The organism is Actinocrinis sp. (genome assembly GCF_035605935.1).
GTDB lineage: Bacteria > Actinomycetota > Actinomycetes > Streptomycetales > Catenulisporaceae > Actinocrinis.
The window spans coordinates 1-17,092 of the sequence record NZ_DATNGK010000050.1 but is presented as its reverse complement, the minus strand read 5'-3'; the positions used below and the strand labels follow the sequence as shown (position 1 = coordinate 17,092).

Annotated in this window: 17 protein-coding genes; 3 read left to right on the top strand and 14 right to left on the bottom strand. The window is 70.1% G+C overall.

What is annotated here, in order from left to right; genetic code table 11:
• Nucleotides 1-37: 37 nt before the first annotated feature.
• The 4 genes from hemC to VN779_RS03715 all read right to left on the bottom strand — a co-directional run bounded on the left by hemC (nt 38) and on the right by VN779_RS03715 (nt 3,801).
• Nucleotides 38-979, bottom strand: a complete 942-nt coding sequence (hemC, locus tag VN779_RS03730) for a hydroxymethylbilane synthase (protein ID WP_325720148.1) — start codon at nt 977-979, stop codon at nt 38-40.
• Nucleotides 976-2,328: a glutamyl-tRNA reductase gene (locus tag VN779_RS03725; protein WP_325720147.1), complete on the bottom strand. Its 1,353-nt coding sequence runs from the start codon at nt 2,326-2,328 to the stop codon at nt 976-978. Before VN779_RS03725 ends, hemC begins: the two co-directional genes overlap by 4 nt.
• Nucleotides 2,325-3,209 (bottom strand): redox-sensing transcriptional repressor Rex, encoded by an 885-nt coding sequence (locus tag VN779_RS03720; RefSeq protein WP_325720146.1) that lies wholly within the window; start codon nt 3,207-3,209, stop codon nt 2,325-2,327. Before VN779_RS03720 ends, VN779_RS03725 begins: the two co-directional genes overlap by 4 nt.
• A gap of 346 nt (nt 3,210-3,555) precedes the next feature.
• Nucleotides 3,556-3,801, bottom strand: a complete 246-nt coding sequence (locus tag VN779_RS03715; RefSeq protein ID WP_325720144.1) for a glutaredoxin family protein — start codon at nt 3,799-3,801, stop codon at nt 3,556-3,558.
• Between the two features lie 87 nt (nt 3,802-3,888).
• Here VN779_RS03715 and VN779_RS03710 point away from each other — a divergent pair, with 87 nt between their 5' ends.
• From VN779_RS03710 to VN779_RS03700, 3 genes are all read left to right on the top strand, one after another.
• Complete coding sequence (locus tag VN779_RS03710; RefSeq protein ID WP_325720143.1) at nt 3,889-4,779, top strand: HAD-IB family hydrolase; 891 nt, start codon at nt 3,889-3,891, stop codon at nt 4,777-4,779.
• 449 nt (nt 4,780-5,228) lie between these two features.
• Complete coding sequence (locus VN779_RS03705; RefSeq protein ID WP_414639569.1) at nt 5,229-6,059, top strand: ECF subfamily RNA polymerase sigma factor, BldN family; 831 nt, start codon at nt 5,229-5,231, stop codon at nt 6,057-6,059.
• A 323-nt stretch (nt 6,060-6,382) separates the two neighbouring features.
• Complete coding sequence (locus tag VN779_RS03700) at nt 6,383-7,633, top strand: DUF5667 domain-containing protein (protein WP_325720139.1); 1,251 nt, start codon at nt 6,383-6,385, stop codon at nt 7,631-7,633.
• Nucleotides 7,634-7,738: 105 nt separating this feature from the next.
• On the opposite strand, the gene VN779_RS03695 is transcribed toward VN779_RS03700, so the two are convergent.
• The 10 genes from VN779_RS03695 to VN779_RS03650 all read right to left on the bottom strand — a co-directional run.
• Nucleotides 7,739-8,662, bottom strand: coding sequence for a lysophospholipid acyltransferase family protein (locus tag VN779_RS03695; protein ID WP_325720138.1), 924 nt, complete (start codon nt 8,660-8,662; stop codon nt 7,739-7,741).
• Nucleotides 8,659-9,822 carry an NAD-dependent epimerase/dehydratase family protein gene (locus VN779_RS03690; RefSeq protein WP_325720136.1) on the bottom strand — a complete coding sequence of 388 codons (1,164 nt, stop codon included), beginning with the start codon at nt 9,820-9,822 and terminating at the stop codon, nt 8,659-8,661. Before VN779_RS03690 ends, VN779_RS03695 begins: the two co-directional genes overlap by 4 nt.
• Before the next feature lie 209 nt (nt 9,823-10,031).
• On the bottom strand, nt 10,032-10,130 hold the full coding sequence (locus VN779_RS03685; RefSeq protein WP_018654693.1) for a 30S ribosomal protein bS22: 99 nt from the start codon (nt 10,128-10,130) through the stop codon (nt 10,032-10,034).
• Between the two features lie 216 nt (nt 10,131-10,346).
• Complete coding sequence (locus tag VN779_RS03680) at nt 10,347-10,610, bottom strand: helix-turn-helix domain-containing protein (protein ID WP_325720134.1); 264 nt, start codon at nt 10,608-10,610, stop codon at nt 10,347-10,349.
• 279 nt (nt 10,611-10,889) lie between these two features.
• Complete coding sequence (locus VN779_RS03675; protein WP_325720132.1) at nt 10,890-11,729, bottom strand: phosphatase; 840 nt, start codon at nt 11,727-11,729, stop codon at nt 10,890-10,892.
• An 85-nt stretch (nt 11,730-11,814) separates the two neighbouring features.
• Complete coding sequence (locus VN779_RS03670) at nt 11,815-12,999, bottom strand: ABC transporter permease (protein ID WP_325720130.1); 1,185 nt, start codon at nt 12,997-12,999, stop codon at nt 11,815-11,817.
• Nucleotides 12,996-13,895, bottom strand: a complete 900-nt coding sequence (locus tag VN779_RS03665; protein ID WP_414639568.1) for an ABC transporter ATP-binding protein — start codon at nt 13,893-13,895, stop codon at nt 12,996-12,998. The genes VN779_RS03670 and VN779_RS03665 overlap by 4 nt, the downstream gene beginning before the upstream one ends.
• Entirely contained in the window at nt 13,888-15,288 is a 1,401-nt protein-coding gene (locus VN779_RS03660) for an efflux RND transporter periplasmic adaptor subunit (RefSeq protein ID WP_325720126.1), read from the bottom strand. The genes VN779_RS03665 and VN779_RS03660 overlap by 8 nt, the downstream gene beginning before the upstream one ends.
• Nucleotides 15,289-15,514: 226 nt before the next feature.
• A complete protein-coding gene (gene proC / locus VN779_RS03655; protein WP_325720124.1) occupies nt 15,515-16,348 on the bottom strand; it encodes a pyrroline-5-carboxylate reductase in 834 nt (277 codons plus the stop codon).
• 60 nt (nt 16,349-16,408) lie between these two features.
• Nucleotides 16,409-17,092: sugar phosphate isomerase/epimerase (locus tag VN779_RS03650; RefSeq protein WP_325720122.1), on the bottom strand; the 684-nt coding region annotated here is incomplete at its 5' end.

Here is a 17,092-nt window from a genome sequence, read left to right as displayed (position 1 = left end):
TGCGACACCTGCGTTGCTACCGACCCGGTCGTGATAGTCACCGCTGCTTCCCCATCAGTCCTGCGGCGCCCTCAGCGAGCATCCGAGCGGCGAGCTCGCGCCCGAGCCGCTCAGCCTCCTGCGGGCTTCCGGTGGCGGACATCCTGATCGATCGGGGTACCCCCGAGGTCCCCGCCTCGGTCACGGTCCCGGTCAGTTGCAGTTCGCTCGCCGAGGCGATGGCGTAGCCACCCACCGGCGCGGAACACCCCGCTTCGAGCGAGGACAACAGCGCCCGCTCGGCCTTGACCGCGGCCCGGGTGGGCTCGTGGTTCAGCGTGGCGAGCTGCCCGACGAGCTCCCCGTCCGCGGCCCGGCACTCCACCGCCAGGGCCCCCTGTCCGGGGGCCGGCAGCAGCACGTTCGGGTCGAAGTAGTCGCTCGCCTCGCCGATCCGGCCGAGGCGGTTTAGTCCTGCGTAGGCGAGCACGACGGCGTCGAGTTCGCCCTTGGTGACGTAGCCGATGCGCGTGTCCACATTGCCGCGCACCGCGACGATCTCCAGGTCCTGACGCAGCAGCCGCAGCTGAGCGGCGCGGCGCGGCGCCCCGGTGCCGACCCGTGCGCCGGTTGGCAGGTCGGCGAACTTGAGCTGATCGCGGGCGACCAGCACATCGCGCACGTCCTCGCGTTCCGGCACCGCGGCCAGCACGAGGTCGGCCGGCTCGGCGGTCGGCAGGTCCTTGAGCGAATGCACGGCGAAGTCCACGCGGTTGTCCAGGAGGGCGTCACGCAGGGCGTTGACGAACACGCCGGTGCCGCCGATCTGGGTCAGCGCCTCCTTGGAGACGTCGCCGTAGGTGGTGATCTCCACCAGCTCAACCTGGCGTCCGGTGCTCTCGGTGACCGCGCGCGCGACCAGTCCGGATTGTGCGAGGGCGAGCTTGGAGCGCCTGGTTCCCAGCCGCAGCATTCCCACCCGCAGTGCCTCACGGGTCATGCGATGCCTTCTTCTCTGGCCGGGTCTGTTTCGCCGGGACGGCCCGCTTCATCGGCCGGTACCGGTTCAGCCCGGCTGACCGCGGCGGGCGCGGCCGGGTCAAGGTTGAACAGCTCGCGCAGCGCCACTGCGTAGGAAGTGCCGCCGGGGTCCGAAGCCAGCTGCTTGACCCGGATCGTCGGCTCGTGCAGCAGCTTGTCCACGACGCGTCGCACGGTGTTGGCCACCTCGGCGCGCGCCTTGGCGTCGAGGTCGGGCAGCCGGCCGTCGAACCGGGCGAGTTCGACGTCGACGACGTCGGCTGCCATGCCGCGCAGCGCGGTGACGGTCGGTCCAACAGTCACGGCGCGCTGGGCCGCGGCGTACGCGACTACCTCTTCGGCGACGATCCGGCGTACCGCCTCGACGCTGCCTTCTTCGACCCGCGCGGCGCCCGCACGCTCGGCATCGGCGATGCGCTCCAGATCGATCAGCGTGACGCCGGGCAGCGCGGCGACCTCGGGGGCCACATCGCGCGGCAGGGCGAGGTCGACGACCACGCGTGATCGCTCAGCCGGCCCGAAATCGGCCGGTGCGATCACCGTGTCCACCGCGCCGGTGCAGGAGATCACCAGGTCGGCCTCGGACAGGCTCTCGGTCAGCTGCTCAAGGCCGAGCGCCCGAGCGCCCACCGTCTCGGCGAGCCGGCCGGCGCGGTCCGGGGTGCGGTTGACCACGGTCAGATCGAGGCCTGGGAAGAGCCGGACGAGCGTGGTGGCGGCCAGCGAGGACATCGAGCCGGCCCCGACGACCACCGCCCGCGCGGGACGGCCGGTCTCCAGCAGCGGCACTGCCAGGTCGAGCGCCGCGGTGACCAGCGACTGGCCGGCGCGGTCAAGGCCGGTCTCGCTGTGCGCACGCTTGCCGACCCGCAGCGCTGTCTGCGTCAGATCATTGATGACCCGTCCGGCCGTGCCCTCCGCTTGCCCGGTCGCGAGCGCACTGCGCAACTGGCCGAGGATCTGCGGCTCGCCGACCACCATCGAGTCCAGGCCGCAGGCGACGTTGAACAGGTGCTGCACGGCGCGGTTGTCGTAGTGCACGTAGAGGTGCTCGGTCAGTTCCTCAGCCGGGATCCCGGTGTGCAGGCTGACCAGATCCGACAGATCGGCCAGCGCGCCGTGGAAGCGGGTTACATCGGCGTAGATCTCCAGGCGGTTGCACGTGGCGACGGCTATCGCCTCGGTCACATGCTCCGTGCCGACGGCGTCGCCGATCAGCTTCGTGACGCGCTCGGCCGGCAGCGCGGCCTTCTCCAGCAGCGGGATCGGGGCGGTGCGGTGGGACAGGCCGACCACCAGCAGGCTCATGCCGGCCTCACTTCGTCGAGTTCGTCGTAGCTGTAGCGCGGGATCGGCTCGGTGTCCGCGGTCGGATCCGAATACCCCGCCGGGGCGGTCGCATCGTCGTCGAACTCGCCGGGATTAACCGGATCCTCACGCAGGCGCCGCATCACGCGCGCGCCACGAAGCGTGCCCGGAGCGGCTTGGTTGACGGTCTTGCGCTGCTCGTGAAACGCGAGGATCTGCAGCTCAATGGACAGGTCCACCTTGCGCAGCACCACGCCTTCGGGCACCGTCACCACCGCCGGGGCGAAGTTCAGGATGGAGGTCACGCCCACGGCGACCAGCCGGTTCGCGACTTCCTGCGCGGCCTCGGGCGGCACCGCGATCACCGCGATGGAGATGCCGTTGTCCGCGATCACCTCGTCGAGTTCGTCGATGTGCCGGATCACCAGGCCGGCGACCCGGTTGCCGGACAGCCGCGGATCGGCGTCGAGCAGCGCGGCGATCCGGAAGCCGCGGCTGACGAAACCGCCGTAGTTGGCCAGGGCGTGCCCGAGATTACCGATGCCGATGATCGCGACCGGCCAGTCCTGGGAGAGGCCCAGTTCGCGGGAGATCTGGTAGACGAGGTACTCGACGTCGTAGCCGACGCCGCGAGTGCCGTACGAGCCGAGGTAGGAGAGGTCCTTGCGCAGCTTGGCGGAGTTGACTCCGGCGATGGCCGCGAGTTCCTCCGAGGAGGCGGTCGCGGTGCCGCGCTCGGCCAGCGCCCTGAGCGCGCGCAGATACACCGGCAGCCGGGCCACGGTCGCCTCTGGAATGGCCGAGGCGCGGCCGGCGGGACCTTCGCCGCCGCGGCCCGCGGGGCGTTCGCCCCTGGGGCCTTGGGTACGCAAGGTGGCCATCGTGCTCCTGAAGGCGCTGTCGCGGTGGGACTGTTGCCGGAGCGCGCCACTTGGTGGGTCTGCCTCAGCACCTGCCGACAGCGTAAGACCTTGTGAACGCACGCACAAAGTGGGAACCCGGATTGCCTGAAAAGTCTACTATCACTCTATTTGTCCGCTGACCTGGGCACTGACCAGGTCGGACGGGTCCGCTCCAGCGCCGAACGAGCGCGCGATGCGACTGAAGTCACAGCGGCTTTAGCGCGGTTCTAGGCGAAATACCAGCTCACTGGCGGACGATGCGCAGCAGGCACTAGGACGCAGTTTGCTTTATCGCAGGGCTTGTTTCAACGCAGCAGCTGATGCATCAACGCAATGCGGCGCGCAACCGCGCCTCGTCAACCCGCCAGAAGTCGTGCCGGCGGCCGTCCACAAGCGTCACCGGGATCTGCTCCCAGTACTGCTCGGCGAGCGCCTCGTCCCGGGTGATGTCGAGTTCGGTCCAGCCGACACCCAATTCGTCGGCGACGCGGGCGACCACGGTTCGGGCGTCGTCACACAGGTGGCAGCCGGGCTTGCCGATCAACGTGATACGGGGGGACTGGGACTCCATACCCTCGCACAGTAGTCGCAAGGCCGTAACCAAGCAGGCATCAAAGCCGAACGTGGAGTTACCGTGTTGCGAGTATGGTCTACAAGCATGGCAACCGGCCTCGACGCACCACCGCTCGCCGAATTCGACCTGCTTCGGCCCGCGGCGAGTGACGCGAATCCGTCTGACCCGACCAGGCACGGCCCGCGCACCGCGGCCTTCTTCGACCTGGACAACACCCTGATCCAGGGCGCCTCACTCTTTCACTTGGCCCGCGGTCTGGCCGCACACCGGATGCTCACCGGCCGGGACATCGCCAAGTTCGGCTGGGGCCAGCTGACCTTCCGGATCCGTGGCGAGCGCGCCGGGCAGGTGGAGTCGACCCGGCAGCGGGCGCTGTCCTTCGCCGCGGGCCGGACCGTCTGCGAGATGACCGGGATCTGCGACCGGATCTTCGACGACTACCTCGAGCGCAAGATCTGGCCGGGTACCCGCGCGCTTGCGCAGGCGCACCTGAACCGCGGCGAGCCGGTGTGGCTGCTGACCGCGGCGCCCACCGAACTGGCGAGCATCATCGCCGAGCGGCTCGGCTTCACCGGCGCGCTGGGGACCGTGGCAGAGTCCGTGGACGGCATCTACTCGGGGCGAATCAGCGGCGATGTGTTGCACGGTCCGGCGAAGGGCGAGGCGATGCGGGCGCTGGCCGAGCGCGAGGGTTACCCGTTGGGGTCCTGCCACGCGTATTCGGACTCGGTGAACGACCTGCCGATGCTGACCTCCGTCGGGTACCCGCACGCGGTCAACCCGGATCACAAGCTGAGGCACTACGCGCAGGAGCAGGGCTGGCCGGTCATCGAGTACCGCACCGGGGTGCGGCTGATGCGAATCGGGCTGCCGAGTTCCGCCGCGGTCGGTGCGACGACAGGCGCCGTGGCGGCGGGCGCCGCGCTGCGCCGCGCCGGCCGACGCCGCGAAGCGCCCGACACGATCGCCGGATAAGGCGTCGAACCGCCGTCAGCTGACGGTCTTTCGACGATTCGTCTGCGTGGCGGATGACACGCCATCAGCCGCTCATCCAAGCTTGAGACGTGCACCTTCCGACGCCTTGCATACGTGCAGTAACTTCACGGACACGAAGCGGTATTCTCGTGTCGCGCTCGGTCGATCCGGGCCGGTCGTGCCAAACCCACACACGAGGGGAGTGATTTTCCCTACGATGTGTGGACGGCCCACGAGCGGTGATCGCCTACGCACGCTCGGTCATGATTGGCGTAGCCGATCGCGACCGGCGGTCCGCAGCCCACGCGGACCGGTGCTGCGGCGGCGCCGCACCGCCTGCCTTGTCCGGCGCGGCGGGGTGGCCGTTGGATAGGCAGTCCGGCACGAAGGGCACCGAAGCGGCACCCTCGCGCGCCGGACTGATGCAGCCCCCGAACAGCTGGAGTCCCGTGCATCGAGACGTCAGGGCCGACGCCGTCGGCTTGTCCGGCCTGCGGTTGGCCGTAGCCGCGATGACGGCCTCGGCGGTCCCGTACCGGCCGGGAGCCGCCGCGCGTTCGCTCGAGCCCCCTGCTTCGCCGCCCGGAGAACTGCCCGTACCGCAGCCCGAATCCGACGCCGCGGCGGCGCCGGAGCGCGCCCCCCGGGAGTACGGTCAGTCACGCGGCCGGCCGCCGCGGCAACGCGGCGCCGACCACAACGGCTACGACGAGCGCAGCCAGGACGCCGAATCGCGGCGCATGCTGGCCCTCGTCGAACTCGCTCAAGACGGCGACGGCGAGGCGTTCGGGCAGCTTTACGACGCCTACTCGGACACCGTCTACCGCTACATCTATTACCGCGTCAGCAATAAGCCGCTGGCCGAGGACCTGACCAGCGAGACCTTCCTGCGCGCGCTACGCCGCATCGGCACCTTCACCTGGCAGGGCCGCGACTTCGGCGCCTGGCTGGTGACCATCGCCCGCAACCTGGTGGCTGACCACTTCAAGTCCAGCCGCTACCGGCTCGAAGTGCCGACCGGCGAGATGCTCGACTCGGACCAGACCGAGCCGAGCCCCGAGGACAGCGTGCTGGCGTACTTGTCCAACAAGGCGTTGCTCGACGCCGTCTGCCAGCTCAACTCCCAGCAGCAGGAGTGCGTGACGCTGCGTTTCCTGCACGGTCTGTCGGTCGCCGAGACCGCGAAGATCATGGGAAAGAACGACGGTGCGATCAAAACCCTGCAATATCGGGCGATCCGCACCCTGGCCCGGCTGCTACCGGTGGATTCGCTGCGGTGACCGCGAGCAGGACCGGATCCGCCAGCGGGCGAGCGATGGCGCGCAGCGCGCGGGGCCCCCTGGAGGGCTTCACTCGCGTAACTCGGCACACCTCGCCGTCGTTGCGCCGGGTAACCGCTCCGACACGCGGAAACACCGGATGTGCAGGAGCAATTGCACGATCCACTCGTCCGGGTGAAATTGCTTCGCGATCGGGTCCGGGAAGCCGATCAGGGCACAACCTTGCCCAGTCGGGGCGAGTCAAACTTGCGTCGGCGGCTTCGGGCGGCCGGCCCTCGGCGGCGGCTCGGCCGCCTTGGAAGGCTTGAGGAGGTGGCAGGCGAATGGCACAGCACGGCGAGCGCCGACTCGCGGAGGAGTTCGACCTCGCGCTGAGCGGCGCGCGATCTGGCGGCTCACGCGGCACGGCGACGCGGCGCACCCACGCGAACGCCGCGGCATCGGCGCACCAGTCCGCTTCGGACGGCACCGGCTCCGCGCCCGCCGCCCAACTGGCGACCATGGTCGCGGTGGCGCACCGGGTCGAGCGGACCAATGCCGCCCTGCCCGGGATGGACGAGGCGTTCCGTGCCCAGCTGCGCGAGCGACTGGTGCGGCTGACCCCTGAACTGGCCACCTCACCGGTCAAGGCGCAGGTGCCGACACAGCGCGGTGGCCGGCACGCGGGGCTGCGCAGGCCGGCCTCGGCCCGCCCCTCGCACACCGGCATCTCGGCGGCCTGGCGGCGGCGGCTGCTGGCCGCGGGCGTCGGCGTGGCTGTCGCGACCGGCTCGGTCGGCGGCATCGCCATCGCCTCCGCGGGCGCGGTGCCGGGCGATCCGCTGTACAGCGCGAAGAAGATGTTTGAGAACATCCAGCTTTCGCTGTCCGGCTCGCCGACCGACCGCGGCGGCCAGTACCTGCACCTCGCCGACATCCGGCTGGCCGAGATCGACGCGCTGCTCTCCCGCCGGGACGCGGACGTGCCCGGCTCGCCGACCGCCGCTTACCTGGACCAGGCGCTGACCGATCTGCAGACGATGATCGGCGATGGAGGGCAGCTGCTGCTGGATCAGGTGCGCCAGCACGGCGACGAGCAGGCGGTGCACGCGCTGTCCGACTTCCTGCTCACCGAGCGGCAGCGGGTGGTGGACCTGACCTGGCAGCTGCCGCTGACCTTGCAGACGCGCCCGGCGCAGATCGTCGCGTTGATGGACAGCCTCTATCAGCAGCTGCAACAGGCCGCGGCCGCGATGCCGCATGCCGGAGCGGCGCCGACGCCGAATTCGGGTCTTGAACCTGGTGGTAGCACCGGATCGGGACCTGGTGCGGCGCACGGTTCGCCTTCACACGCGGGCCAGTCCTCCGCCGCGCACGCAAATCCCTCCGCGTTGCCGTCCGGTGAGGCGTCGAACGAGCCGGGCGCGAGCCCCAGCGCGCAGCCCTCTGCTTCGGCCACGCCGACGATAGGAGTTCAGCTGCCGCTGCCGATACTGCCGTCGACGGGCATCAACCTGCCCCCGCTGCTACCCGGCCTGCCCGGCATCGACCTCGGACTCGGCGGCTCCGGCTCCACCGCCTCGCCGACCGACTGAGTTACGGGCGCTGCTCTTGGCGGAGCAGCGCCCTGAGAAGGCCGCCCTCTCCTAGAACGCCGCTCTCGCTTAGAAAACCGCTCGCTCTTAGAAGAACACCCGCTCTTAAAAGAACACCGAGCGACGCTGGAGCAGCAGCCGGTACAGCGTGTCCTGAATCGTCTCGCGCACCTGGTCAGTCAGGTTGAACACCAGCATCGGGTCATCCGCCGCGCTCGGGTCGTAGCCCGAGGTATCGATCGGCTCGCCGAACGCGATGTACCACTTCGACGGCAGCGGGATCGCACCCAGCGGTCCGAGCCACGGGAAGGTCGGGGTGACCGGGATATACGGCAGATTCATCAGTCGCGCCAAGGGCTTGATATCGCCGATCTTGGGGTAGATCTCCTCGGCGCCGACGATCGCGGTGGGGATGATCGGGGTGCCGGTGCGCAGCGCCGCCGAGACGAAGCCACCACGGCCGAAGCGCTGAAGCCGGTAGCGGTCCGAGAAGGGCTTGCCGATGCCCTTGAAGCCCTCGGGCCACACGCCCACGACCTCGCCGCTGCACAACAGCCGCTCGGCATCGGGGCTGCAGGCGAGGGTGTGCCCGGCCTTGCGCGCCAGTTCGCCCATGAACGGCATGGTGAACACCACGTCGGCGGCCAGCATCCGCAGATGGCGGTGCGCCGGATGATGGTCGGCCAGCGCGATCTGCGTCATGACCGCGTCGAACGGAAGCGTGCCGGAGTGGTTCGCGACGATCAGCACCCCGCCCTTGTCCGGCACCTGATCCAGCCCGCGCGTCTCCACCCGGAAGTAGCGCTCGTACAGCGGCCGGAAGGCGCTGAGCAGCACGTTCTCGGTGAGGTCGGGATCGAAGCCGAACTCGTCGACCTCGTAGTCCCCGGTGATCCGGCGGCGCAGGAAGGCCAGGCCGCGCGCCGCGCGCCGCTCCCAGTCCGAACCGCCGATCAGCCGGCCGATCGAGTCGACCAGATCGGTCGGCGGACGGCCGGTGGCGTGCGGCTCCGGCGGCTGCTCGCTCACCCGTCCTCCTTCCAGCCGGCTGCGTCGTCACGGCGGTCCGCGGCGTCCTGGTAGCCGCCGCCGTCCGAATCCGCGAGCCCATCCTCGTGCAGCAGCCGGCTCTCCCGGCGCACGGCGCGCCCGGCGAGCAGCGCGCTGAGCCGCTGCTCCGCGGCCTCGACGGTGCGCCGGGAGACCAGGGGGCGCAGACCGGCGCTCTCGGCGTGCGCGGCCACCGTCTCGGCGGTCGAGTACTGCGGTTTGAGGCCGAGCCTGGCGATCATCCGCTCGGTATCGAGCACCCGGCCATAAGTCAGAAGGCTGAGTTGGTCGCCGGTGAAGTCGGCGGCGCCGGCCCGCTTGAGCACCGCGCCGAAGGTGGAGGTCGCGAACGCGGGAATCGGCACGGTCGGCTTTCCGAGGCGGCGCGCGATCTGGGAGAGCGTCAGCGCACCCGAACCGGCGACGTTGTACGTGCCCGGGTGGGTGTCTCCGGCGGCGATGCGGATCGCCTGCACGACGTCGTCGATATGCACGAACTGGAGCCGCGGGTCGAAGCCGAGCACGGTCGGCAGCACCGGCAGCGACAGATAATCGACGAAAGCCGTCTGCACGTCCGGGCCGAGGAAGTTGGCGAACCGCAGGATGGTGACCGCGACGTCGGGCCGGCGCCGGGCGAAGCCGCGCACGTAGCCCTCGACCTCGGTGACGTCCTTCCCGTAGCCCGCCCGCGGCGGTCGATGCGGCTGGGTCTCCTCGGTGAACAGCGCGGGGTCGCGCGGCGCGCAGCCATAGACCGCGGCTGAGGACTTGACCACGACACGACGCACGGTCGGTGCCTTCTGGCAGGCCGCCAGCAGCTGCATCGTGCCGATGACGTTGCGTTCCTTCATCGCCGTGCGACCACCGGCCTGGGCCGGCGCGGCCAGCACGTCCAGGTGCAGCACGGTGTGCGGGCGCACCCGGGCGATGAGCGAAGCGATTTCGGGCGTGCGCAGGTCGGCGGCGACGGTCTCGACGCCCTCGACCCGGTCCTCTGGCAGCGGCTCACGCAGGTCCACCGCGACGATCCGGTCCACCGGCGGGTCGCCGGGCACGCCGTGGCGCAACAGGTCGCGCAACACGGACGCGCCGAGCCGCCGGGCCGCGCCCGTCACCAGGATGGTCCCGGAACCGCTCAACCGCGCCACCGCCTTGTGTGCCGACGGGTGTTGTCGCGGCGCTTGACGTCACAGCAGCGGACGTCAGAACGGACGTCACCGCGATCCGGCTGCCGGCGCGATCGTGGCGCCGTGCCGGGAGGCCGGGACAGGGTCGTACCGGCGGCGTACCCGCCGCCGGCGGACACCAAGACCGCGGCCGCTCGCCTCATGACCCGCGCCGCCGCGGCTTACTTCTTGTTGCGACGCTGAATGCGCGTCTTCTTCAGCAGCTTGCGGTGCTTCTTCTTGGCCATGCGCTTACGGCGCTTCTTGATGACCGAGCCCACTTGGAACCCTCGCTCACTTCTCACGATTGTGATGACAGGGATCCAGGGTACCCGCCCGGGAGAGCACCTGATAACGCCGCGGGAAAGTCATGGTGAAGGCGGACTCGAACCGGTCTCGCGGCACGACGCCGAATCGTGTCAGACGTCGGGTTCGCGCTCGCCGGTCGGAGCCCGCCTTCAACAGCGGTTCGCTCGGTGTGCCTTACTCGGTAATGGCTACTCGGTGCCTACGTAGGCGCCGGACAGATACTCGCGGACCGCCTTGGCCGGCACGCGGAACGAGCGCCCGACGCGTACCGCGCTCAGCTCTCCGGAGTGGACCATCCGGTAGACGGTCATCTTGGAGACCCGCATCACCCCGGCGACCTCGGCCACCGTGAGGAAGCTCACGTCCTCTAACGCCGTCCCGTCGCCGAACAGCTGCGGCGCCTTTTGGGCGTCAGCGGCCGACTCCGGCCCGGACGACTGGGCATTGGGCATCTGGGTCATCCACCTTTCGCGCAGGCGCGTTGACACCGGCAGCCCCTCCGTCCGATAGTCCATACGCGTGTGCGTGTCGTCTCCCACAGTAGTTGCCGCTGGTGCGAATGGGGAGAGCGATTCCGAATTATGGGGATATCCCTACTTCGTCATTACGCTGCCAAAGTGAAAGTTGCGCCGGTTTGCGCCGGGGGCTGCATGGGGTACACGACCTTGATCAGGATGGCCCTGTCGAACGGGTGAGCGGCCCACCTGCGCCCGGCTCGCCCCACCTGGCGTCTACTGGTTGCCGGCGATGAGCTGCGCTCGGGCGAGCACGTAGTCGCCGAGCAACTCGTACCGCTCCGGGTCGAGGCCGTCGTCCAACGGCACCGCGACCTGCACGATTCCCTCGTCCTCGCCGACAAATAGGGCCGGGTCGTTGCAGTCCGCGAACCCGATCGCGTCCACCCCGGCCTGCGCCGCGCCGCCGCACCAGCCGTGGTCCGCAAGCACCAGATCGGGCAGCGGCTCGCGGCGCGCGGCCAACTCGGCGAGTACGGCCCGGATCGGCCGGGCGGCGTGGCTGTGCACCGGCCCACCAGGGTCTTCGACCACTGCGACACCGAGGTCGTAACGGATCTCCAGGTGCTTGCGGCCGCGGTGCGTCGCGGCGTCGTAGGACCACCCTTCCGCCGCCTCGACGACGGTGCCGCCCGCCGTCCGTAATGCCGCGGCAAAGCGCTGGTAAAGCGGTCCGAGGTTGCCCGGGTGCCCGGTGGCGAACAGCACCCGCTGCCGGTCGCGCAGCGCGACGCCGAAGCGCGCGGCGTACCGGTCCAACGCGTCGGCGGTGCGCTCCGGATCGATCGTGTCCTGGCCGGCCCTGTGGTTAAGCAGGGAACTGACACCCACCTTGCGGACCATCAGCTCGAGCACGGAATCGCGGGTCCAGTGCGCGGACGGATCGAGCCCGAGCAGGTAGTACGGATCACGGTCGGCCAGCAGCCGGTAGTGCAGCAGGTTGTTCTCGCGCGGCGTGGCGACCCGGCCCGCCATCCCGGTCGCCGTCAGGTGCTCCACCAGGACCTCACGGGTCGGGTCGAGCTGTTCTGCGACGACCGGAACCAGAGCGCTCATATCGCCGAGGGTATCGGGCCGCCGGGCGCCAGGGCACGGATTTGGATCAATTTGATCGTTTGGCACGCGTCGGTCCATCCCGCGCTCAATCCGTGCGCAGCGCGACTACGGGGTCAAGCCGGCCGGCCCGCCGGGCCGGCACCACGCCGAAGATCACGCCGACCGCGACCGAGACCGCGAAGGCCACGGCCGGGGACCACCAGGCGATCGCCGTGGGCAGCGGGCTGAACGCGCCGATCGCCGCGGAGACTCCGACGCCGAACAGGATGCCGATCGTGCCGCCGACCGCGGTCAGCAGGACCGCCTCGATCAGGAACTGCAGGATCACGTCGCGCTGCCGTGCGCCGAGCGCCTTGCGCAGCCCGATCTCGCGGGTGCGCTCCCTGACTCCGACCAGCATGATGTTCGACACCCCGACCCCGCCGACCAGCAGCGAGATCCCGGCGATCGCGGCCAGCACCAGGGTGAGCAGGGAGAGGATCTTGCCGATGGTGCCGAGGATCTGATCCTGGGTCACCGCGGAGAACTGCTCGCCGGGGTACTTGGCGGACAGCGCGGCGATCAGCTCGTCGGACAGCGGCCCGATTCGGTCCGGGGTCGGGGCTTTCACCGCGAGGCCCTGGATCGCCGAGACGCCGAAGAGGCGCTGCGCGGCGGTGATCGGGATGTCCACCTGCGTGTCCTGACTCACTCCGAATGCCGAGCCGCGACGCACGGCGACGCCGACGACCCGGAACCGCACCCCGGCGATGGTCACCGGCCGCCCGACCGGATCCTCGCCGGGGAAGAGGGCCGAGGCGACATCGGCGCCGAGGACGACGACCCGGGCGCCGGTGTCCACATCGGACTTGGTCAGGTATGCGCCCTCTGCGATAGGCCGATTGAAGACCTCTGGCACGGTCTGGGTGAGGCCCTGCACCGTGGCGAAGTAATTCAGCGAGCCGGCGCGGATCTGCTCACCGGAGGTGATGCTGGCGGTCACGTCATCGGGCGAGCCGACGATGCGCGAGGCGAGATCGATGTCTGAGAACTGAAGCCGGGAGACCGAGGGCGCGGTCCCGAAGGCGAACTTGCCCGGCACGATCAGGATGATGTTCGAGCCGAGGCCCTCGACCTCGTTCTCCACCATGTTCTTCGCGCCGCCGCCGATGGCCACCAGCACCACCACCGCCGCGACCCCGATGATCACGCCGACCATGGTCAGCAGCGAGCGCAGCCGGTTGGCGGCCAGCGATTCGCCCGCGACGCGCAGGGATTCCAGCGGATTCACGCCTGCTTCACCTCGGTCGCCGCGGCACCGTCGACGAGAGTGTCGTCGAGTTCTGGCTTACGCGTTGGCGCGCGCTCCGGTTCAGGGGACGGTTCAGGCGAGGATTCAGGCGACGGTGCGTCTGGCCTGGCGCCCCGATGCGGCGGCTCGCTCACGCCGTCCGGTACAACGACGCTGTCCTCGACGACCACGCCGTCCCGGATGCGGATCAACCTGCGGGCTCGCGCCGCGATCTCGGCCTCGTGGGTAACCAAAACGACTGCGACCCCGCGCTCCCGGTTCAGCCGCTCCAGGATCGCCATGACCTCCTCGCCGTTGGTGGTGTCCAGGTTGCCGGTCGGCTCGTCCGCGAGCAGCACCCGCGGCTCGCCGACCAGCGCCCGCGCGATCGCCACCCGCTGCTGCTCGCCGCCGGAAAGCTGGGTCGGCCGGTGCCCAAGCCGATGACCGAGGTGTACGGCTTCCAGCGCCGCCGTTGCCCGGCGTCGCCGTTCGCCGCGCCCGACGCCCCGGTAGGTCAGCGGCAGCGCCACGTTGTCGAGGGCTGAGGTACGGGCCAGCAGTTGAAAGGCCTGGAAGACGAAGCCGATCTCCTCGTTGCGCACCTGCGCCAGATCCGCGTCGCCGAGCTTGGCGATGTCGCGGCCGCCGATCAGCAGCGTGCCCGAGGTCGGCCGGTCCAGGCAGCCGAGCAGGTGCATGAGCGTGGACTTGCCGGAGCCGGAGGGACCGGTGATCGCGACGTATTCGCCCTCTTCGATACGCAGCGAGACGCCGCGCAGCGCCGCCACCTCGATGCCGTCGAGCTGGTAGACCCGCCGCACGTCGCGCGCTTCGATCGCGATGCCCGCGCGCTCGCCGCCGGCCAGGTCCGGGGCGCTCGCCTGCTCAGCCAACGTGGTCACCGTCGGCGACCTTGTCGGCTCCCGCGATCACGATGCGCTGGCCCGCGTTCAGGCCGCTGAGCACCTGGACCGTCTTGTCGCCCTGTGCGCCGAGCCGGATCGGGTGTTTGTGCGCGACGCCACCGTCGATGATCCACACGCTCGTCACGTTGCCGTCTGTGACCAGTGCGGCGGAGGGGACCGAGAGCGCGTGCTGAACGGTCACCACGTCGAGGTCCGCGATGGCGCTCATCCCGGGCAGCGGCGTCGGAGCCGTTGAGCCGTCCGAGAGCGTGCCGACGCCGAGGGTGATCCGCACCGTGTAGGTGACGCCGCCCTGCGTCGAGGTGGTGGAGTTCGGGTCGACGGCAGTGACAGTGCCCGGATAATCCGCGCCGGGCACCGCGTTGAGCTGGATGTGCGCGCTGACGCCCGGTTTCACGGTGAGCACGTCGGTCTCGTCGACCTGCGCGGTGACCGAGAGACTCGACGCGTCGGTGATCGTGAACAGCGCCCCGCCGGAGGAGATCGGGCTGCCGGCGCTGATCACGGAGCCGCCCGAGCCTGAACCGCCCGAGCCCGAACCGCTACCAGCCACCGAGCCGAGCGCCGCCGCCCCTGAGCCGGCAGAGCCGCCCGAACCGGAAGCCGCGCCGGCGAGCAGCTGGCTGAGCGAGCCAAGCCCTGCGGTGCCGGCGCTGGCCTGACCGTTGCCGAGGGTCACCACGCCGGAGATCGGCGCGGTGATCTTCAGCGCGTCCACGGTCCGCTGTGCGACGTCAACCGCCGCCTGCGCCTGGGTCTGCTGCGCTTGACCGAGCGCCGCGAGCACCTGAGAGGCCGAGGCGAGGCCCTGCTGGAACTCGTTGATCGTCGCGCCGACCGCGCTGATCGCGGCGTCGTAAGAGCTTTGTGTCGCGGAGATCTGATCCAGCAACGCCTTGCGCAGCGCCGGATCGGTGATCTGCTTCGCCGCCGTCCTGGCCTGGTTGAAGGCCCGGTCCGCGTTGCCGCGCGCGGTGTTCTCGGCGCGGGTGAAGCCCGCGCCGGTCGCCTGGATGCCTGAGCCGCCGGCCGAAGAGGCCTGATCCCGCGCCTTCTTCGCCTCCGCGAGCTGCTGCTGAGCGGCCGGGGAGGAGACGACGCCGAGCAGCTGACCGGCCGTCACCCGCTGGCCGTCCTGCACGGTCAGATCGGCGACGGTCCCGTCCGCCGGCGCGCTGAGGTTGACCTGGGCTTTCGGCACGATGTTCGCGGGCGCCTGGACCACCTGGGCGACCGTGGCGTACCCGACCGCGGCGGTCTTGACCTGCGAATCAGTGTTCGAGCTGCAACCCGCGAGCGCGGCGGTGGCGACGACGGCCAGCGTCAGAAGCAGTCCCGCCCCGGCCCATATTTTCCTCACGCGATACATCGTAAGCAGCATGTTGGTTGCGCGAGGGGGGCGGGGGGTTCGGGGAGAGCGGGGGATTTCTCGCCGTCCCACCGGAGCGTCCAGCGCGTCCGGTGGGACGGTGGTGGCCTCAGACTAAGCCGCGATTCGATCACGTGGAAGCCTCGTGCCCTAACCGTGATCAGCCGGTAATGGGTACAAACGTGGACGCGCTACCGGGTGAGCGAGCTGGCTGTTCTCAGCCTTGGGCGAGTTCCCGCGAGCGGTCCCGTGCCGCTTCCAGCGCGGCCAGCAGCGCCGCGCGCACGCTGTGCCGCTCCAGCTCCCGGATCGCCGAGATGGTCGTCCCGGCCGGCGAGGTCACCGCCTCGCGCAGCTTCACCGGGTGCTCGCCCGAATCACGCAGCATGACCGCGGCACCGATCGCCGACTGCACGATCAGCTCGTGTGCGGTGGCGCGAGGCAGCCCGAGCAGGATGCCGGCATCGATCATGGCCTCGACCAGATAGTAGAAGTAGGCCGGTCCGGAGCCGGAAAGTGCGGTGACCGCGTCCTGCTGCGACTCGGGCACCCGCACCGTCTTGCCGACCGGCCGGAAGATCTCCTCGGCACGACGCAGGTGTTCATCGGTGGCGTGCGCTCCCGCTGAAATCGCCGACATCGCCTCGTCGACGAGCACCGGGGTGTTCGTCATCACGCGCACTACCGGCAGCCCCGGCACGCCGATCTGATCGGCGACGAACGCGGTGGTGATGCCCGCCGCGCCCGAGATGACCAGCCGGTCGGAGGGCACGTGCGGCGCCAGCTCAGCCAGCAGCGCGGCCATGTCCTGCGGCTTCACGGTGAGGATGAGCGTGTCGGCGCGCTTGGCCGCCTCGGCGTTGGAGACCGCGGCCACGCCGTAGCGTTCGGCCAGCTCGGCGGCCCGATCGGCCCTGCGCGCGGTGACCAGCACGTCGGCGGCGGGCTTTCCGGCCCGCAGCACGCCGGAGACCAGCGCCTCGCCCATCTTGCCCGCGCCGAGCACGGCGATCCGCCGCTGCCCGCCGCCACGCTCCACGGTCTCAGCCATCTGACTCACCCTGCGCCTTCACTCGTCGGGTTCCTTGGTCACCGGTCAGTTGTTCGCGAGTCACTTGTTCACCGGCTGGTCGGCGGTTTCCGCCGCGCTGTCCTCGTCCGCCGCCCGGATCTGCGGCATCTCGGCGGCAGCCGGCACCGCGGCGACTCCGGCCAGGTGCCGGCGGGCGAACAGCAGGGCCTCGTGCAGGTCCACGTCCCGGCCGTCCTGGTCGATCGCCCGGCGGGTGTTGACCTCCAGCACCACGTTCCCGTCGAAGTCGTTGCGGCCGAGCAGCCCGAGGATCTGCGCGCACGGCTGGTTTCCGCGACCCGGCACCAGGTGCTCGTCGGCGTTCGAACCGCTGCCGTCGGCCAGGTGAAGATGCGCGAGCCGACTGCCCATCCGCTCCAGCATCGCCATCGTGTCAATGCGCGAAGTCGCAGTGTGCGAGAGGTCCAGGGTGAAGTGCGGGTACTCCTGCTCGGTCGGATCCCAGCCGGGGGCGTACGCCTCGACGCCGCGCTCGCGCACGATCCGGTTGCGTGGTGTGCGCCAGGGATACATGTTCTCGACGGCGAAGCGCACGTCCGTCTCGTCCTGCATCCGCTTGATTCCGGCGACGAACTCTGCCGCGTACTTGGTCTGCCAGACGAAGGGCGGGTGCACGACCACGGTGTTCGCGCCCAGCGCGTCCGCGGCCTCGCGCGCCTTGACCAGCTTCAGCCACGGGTCGGCGCCCCACACCCGCTGCAG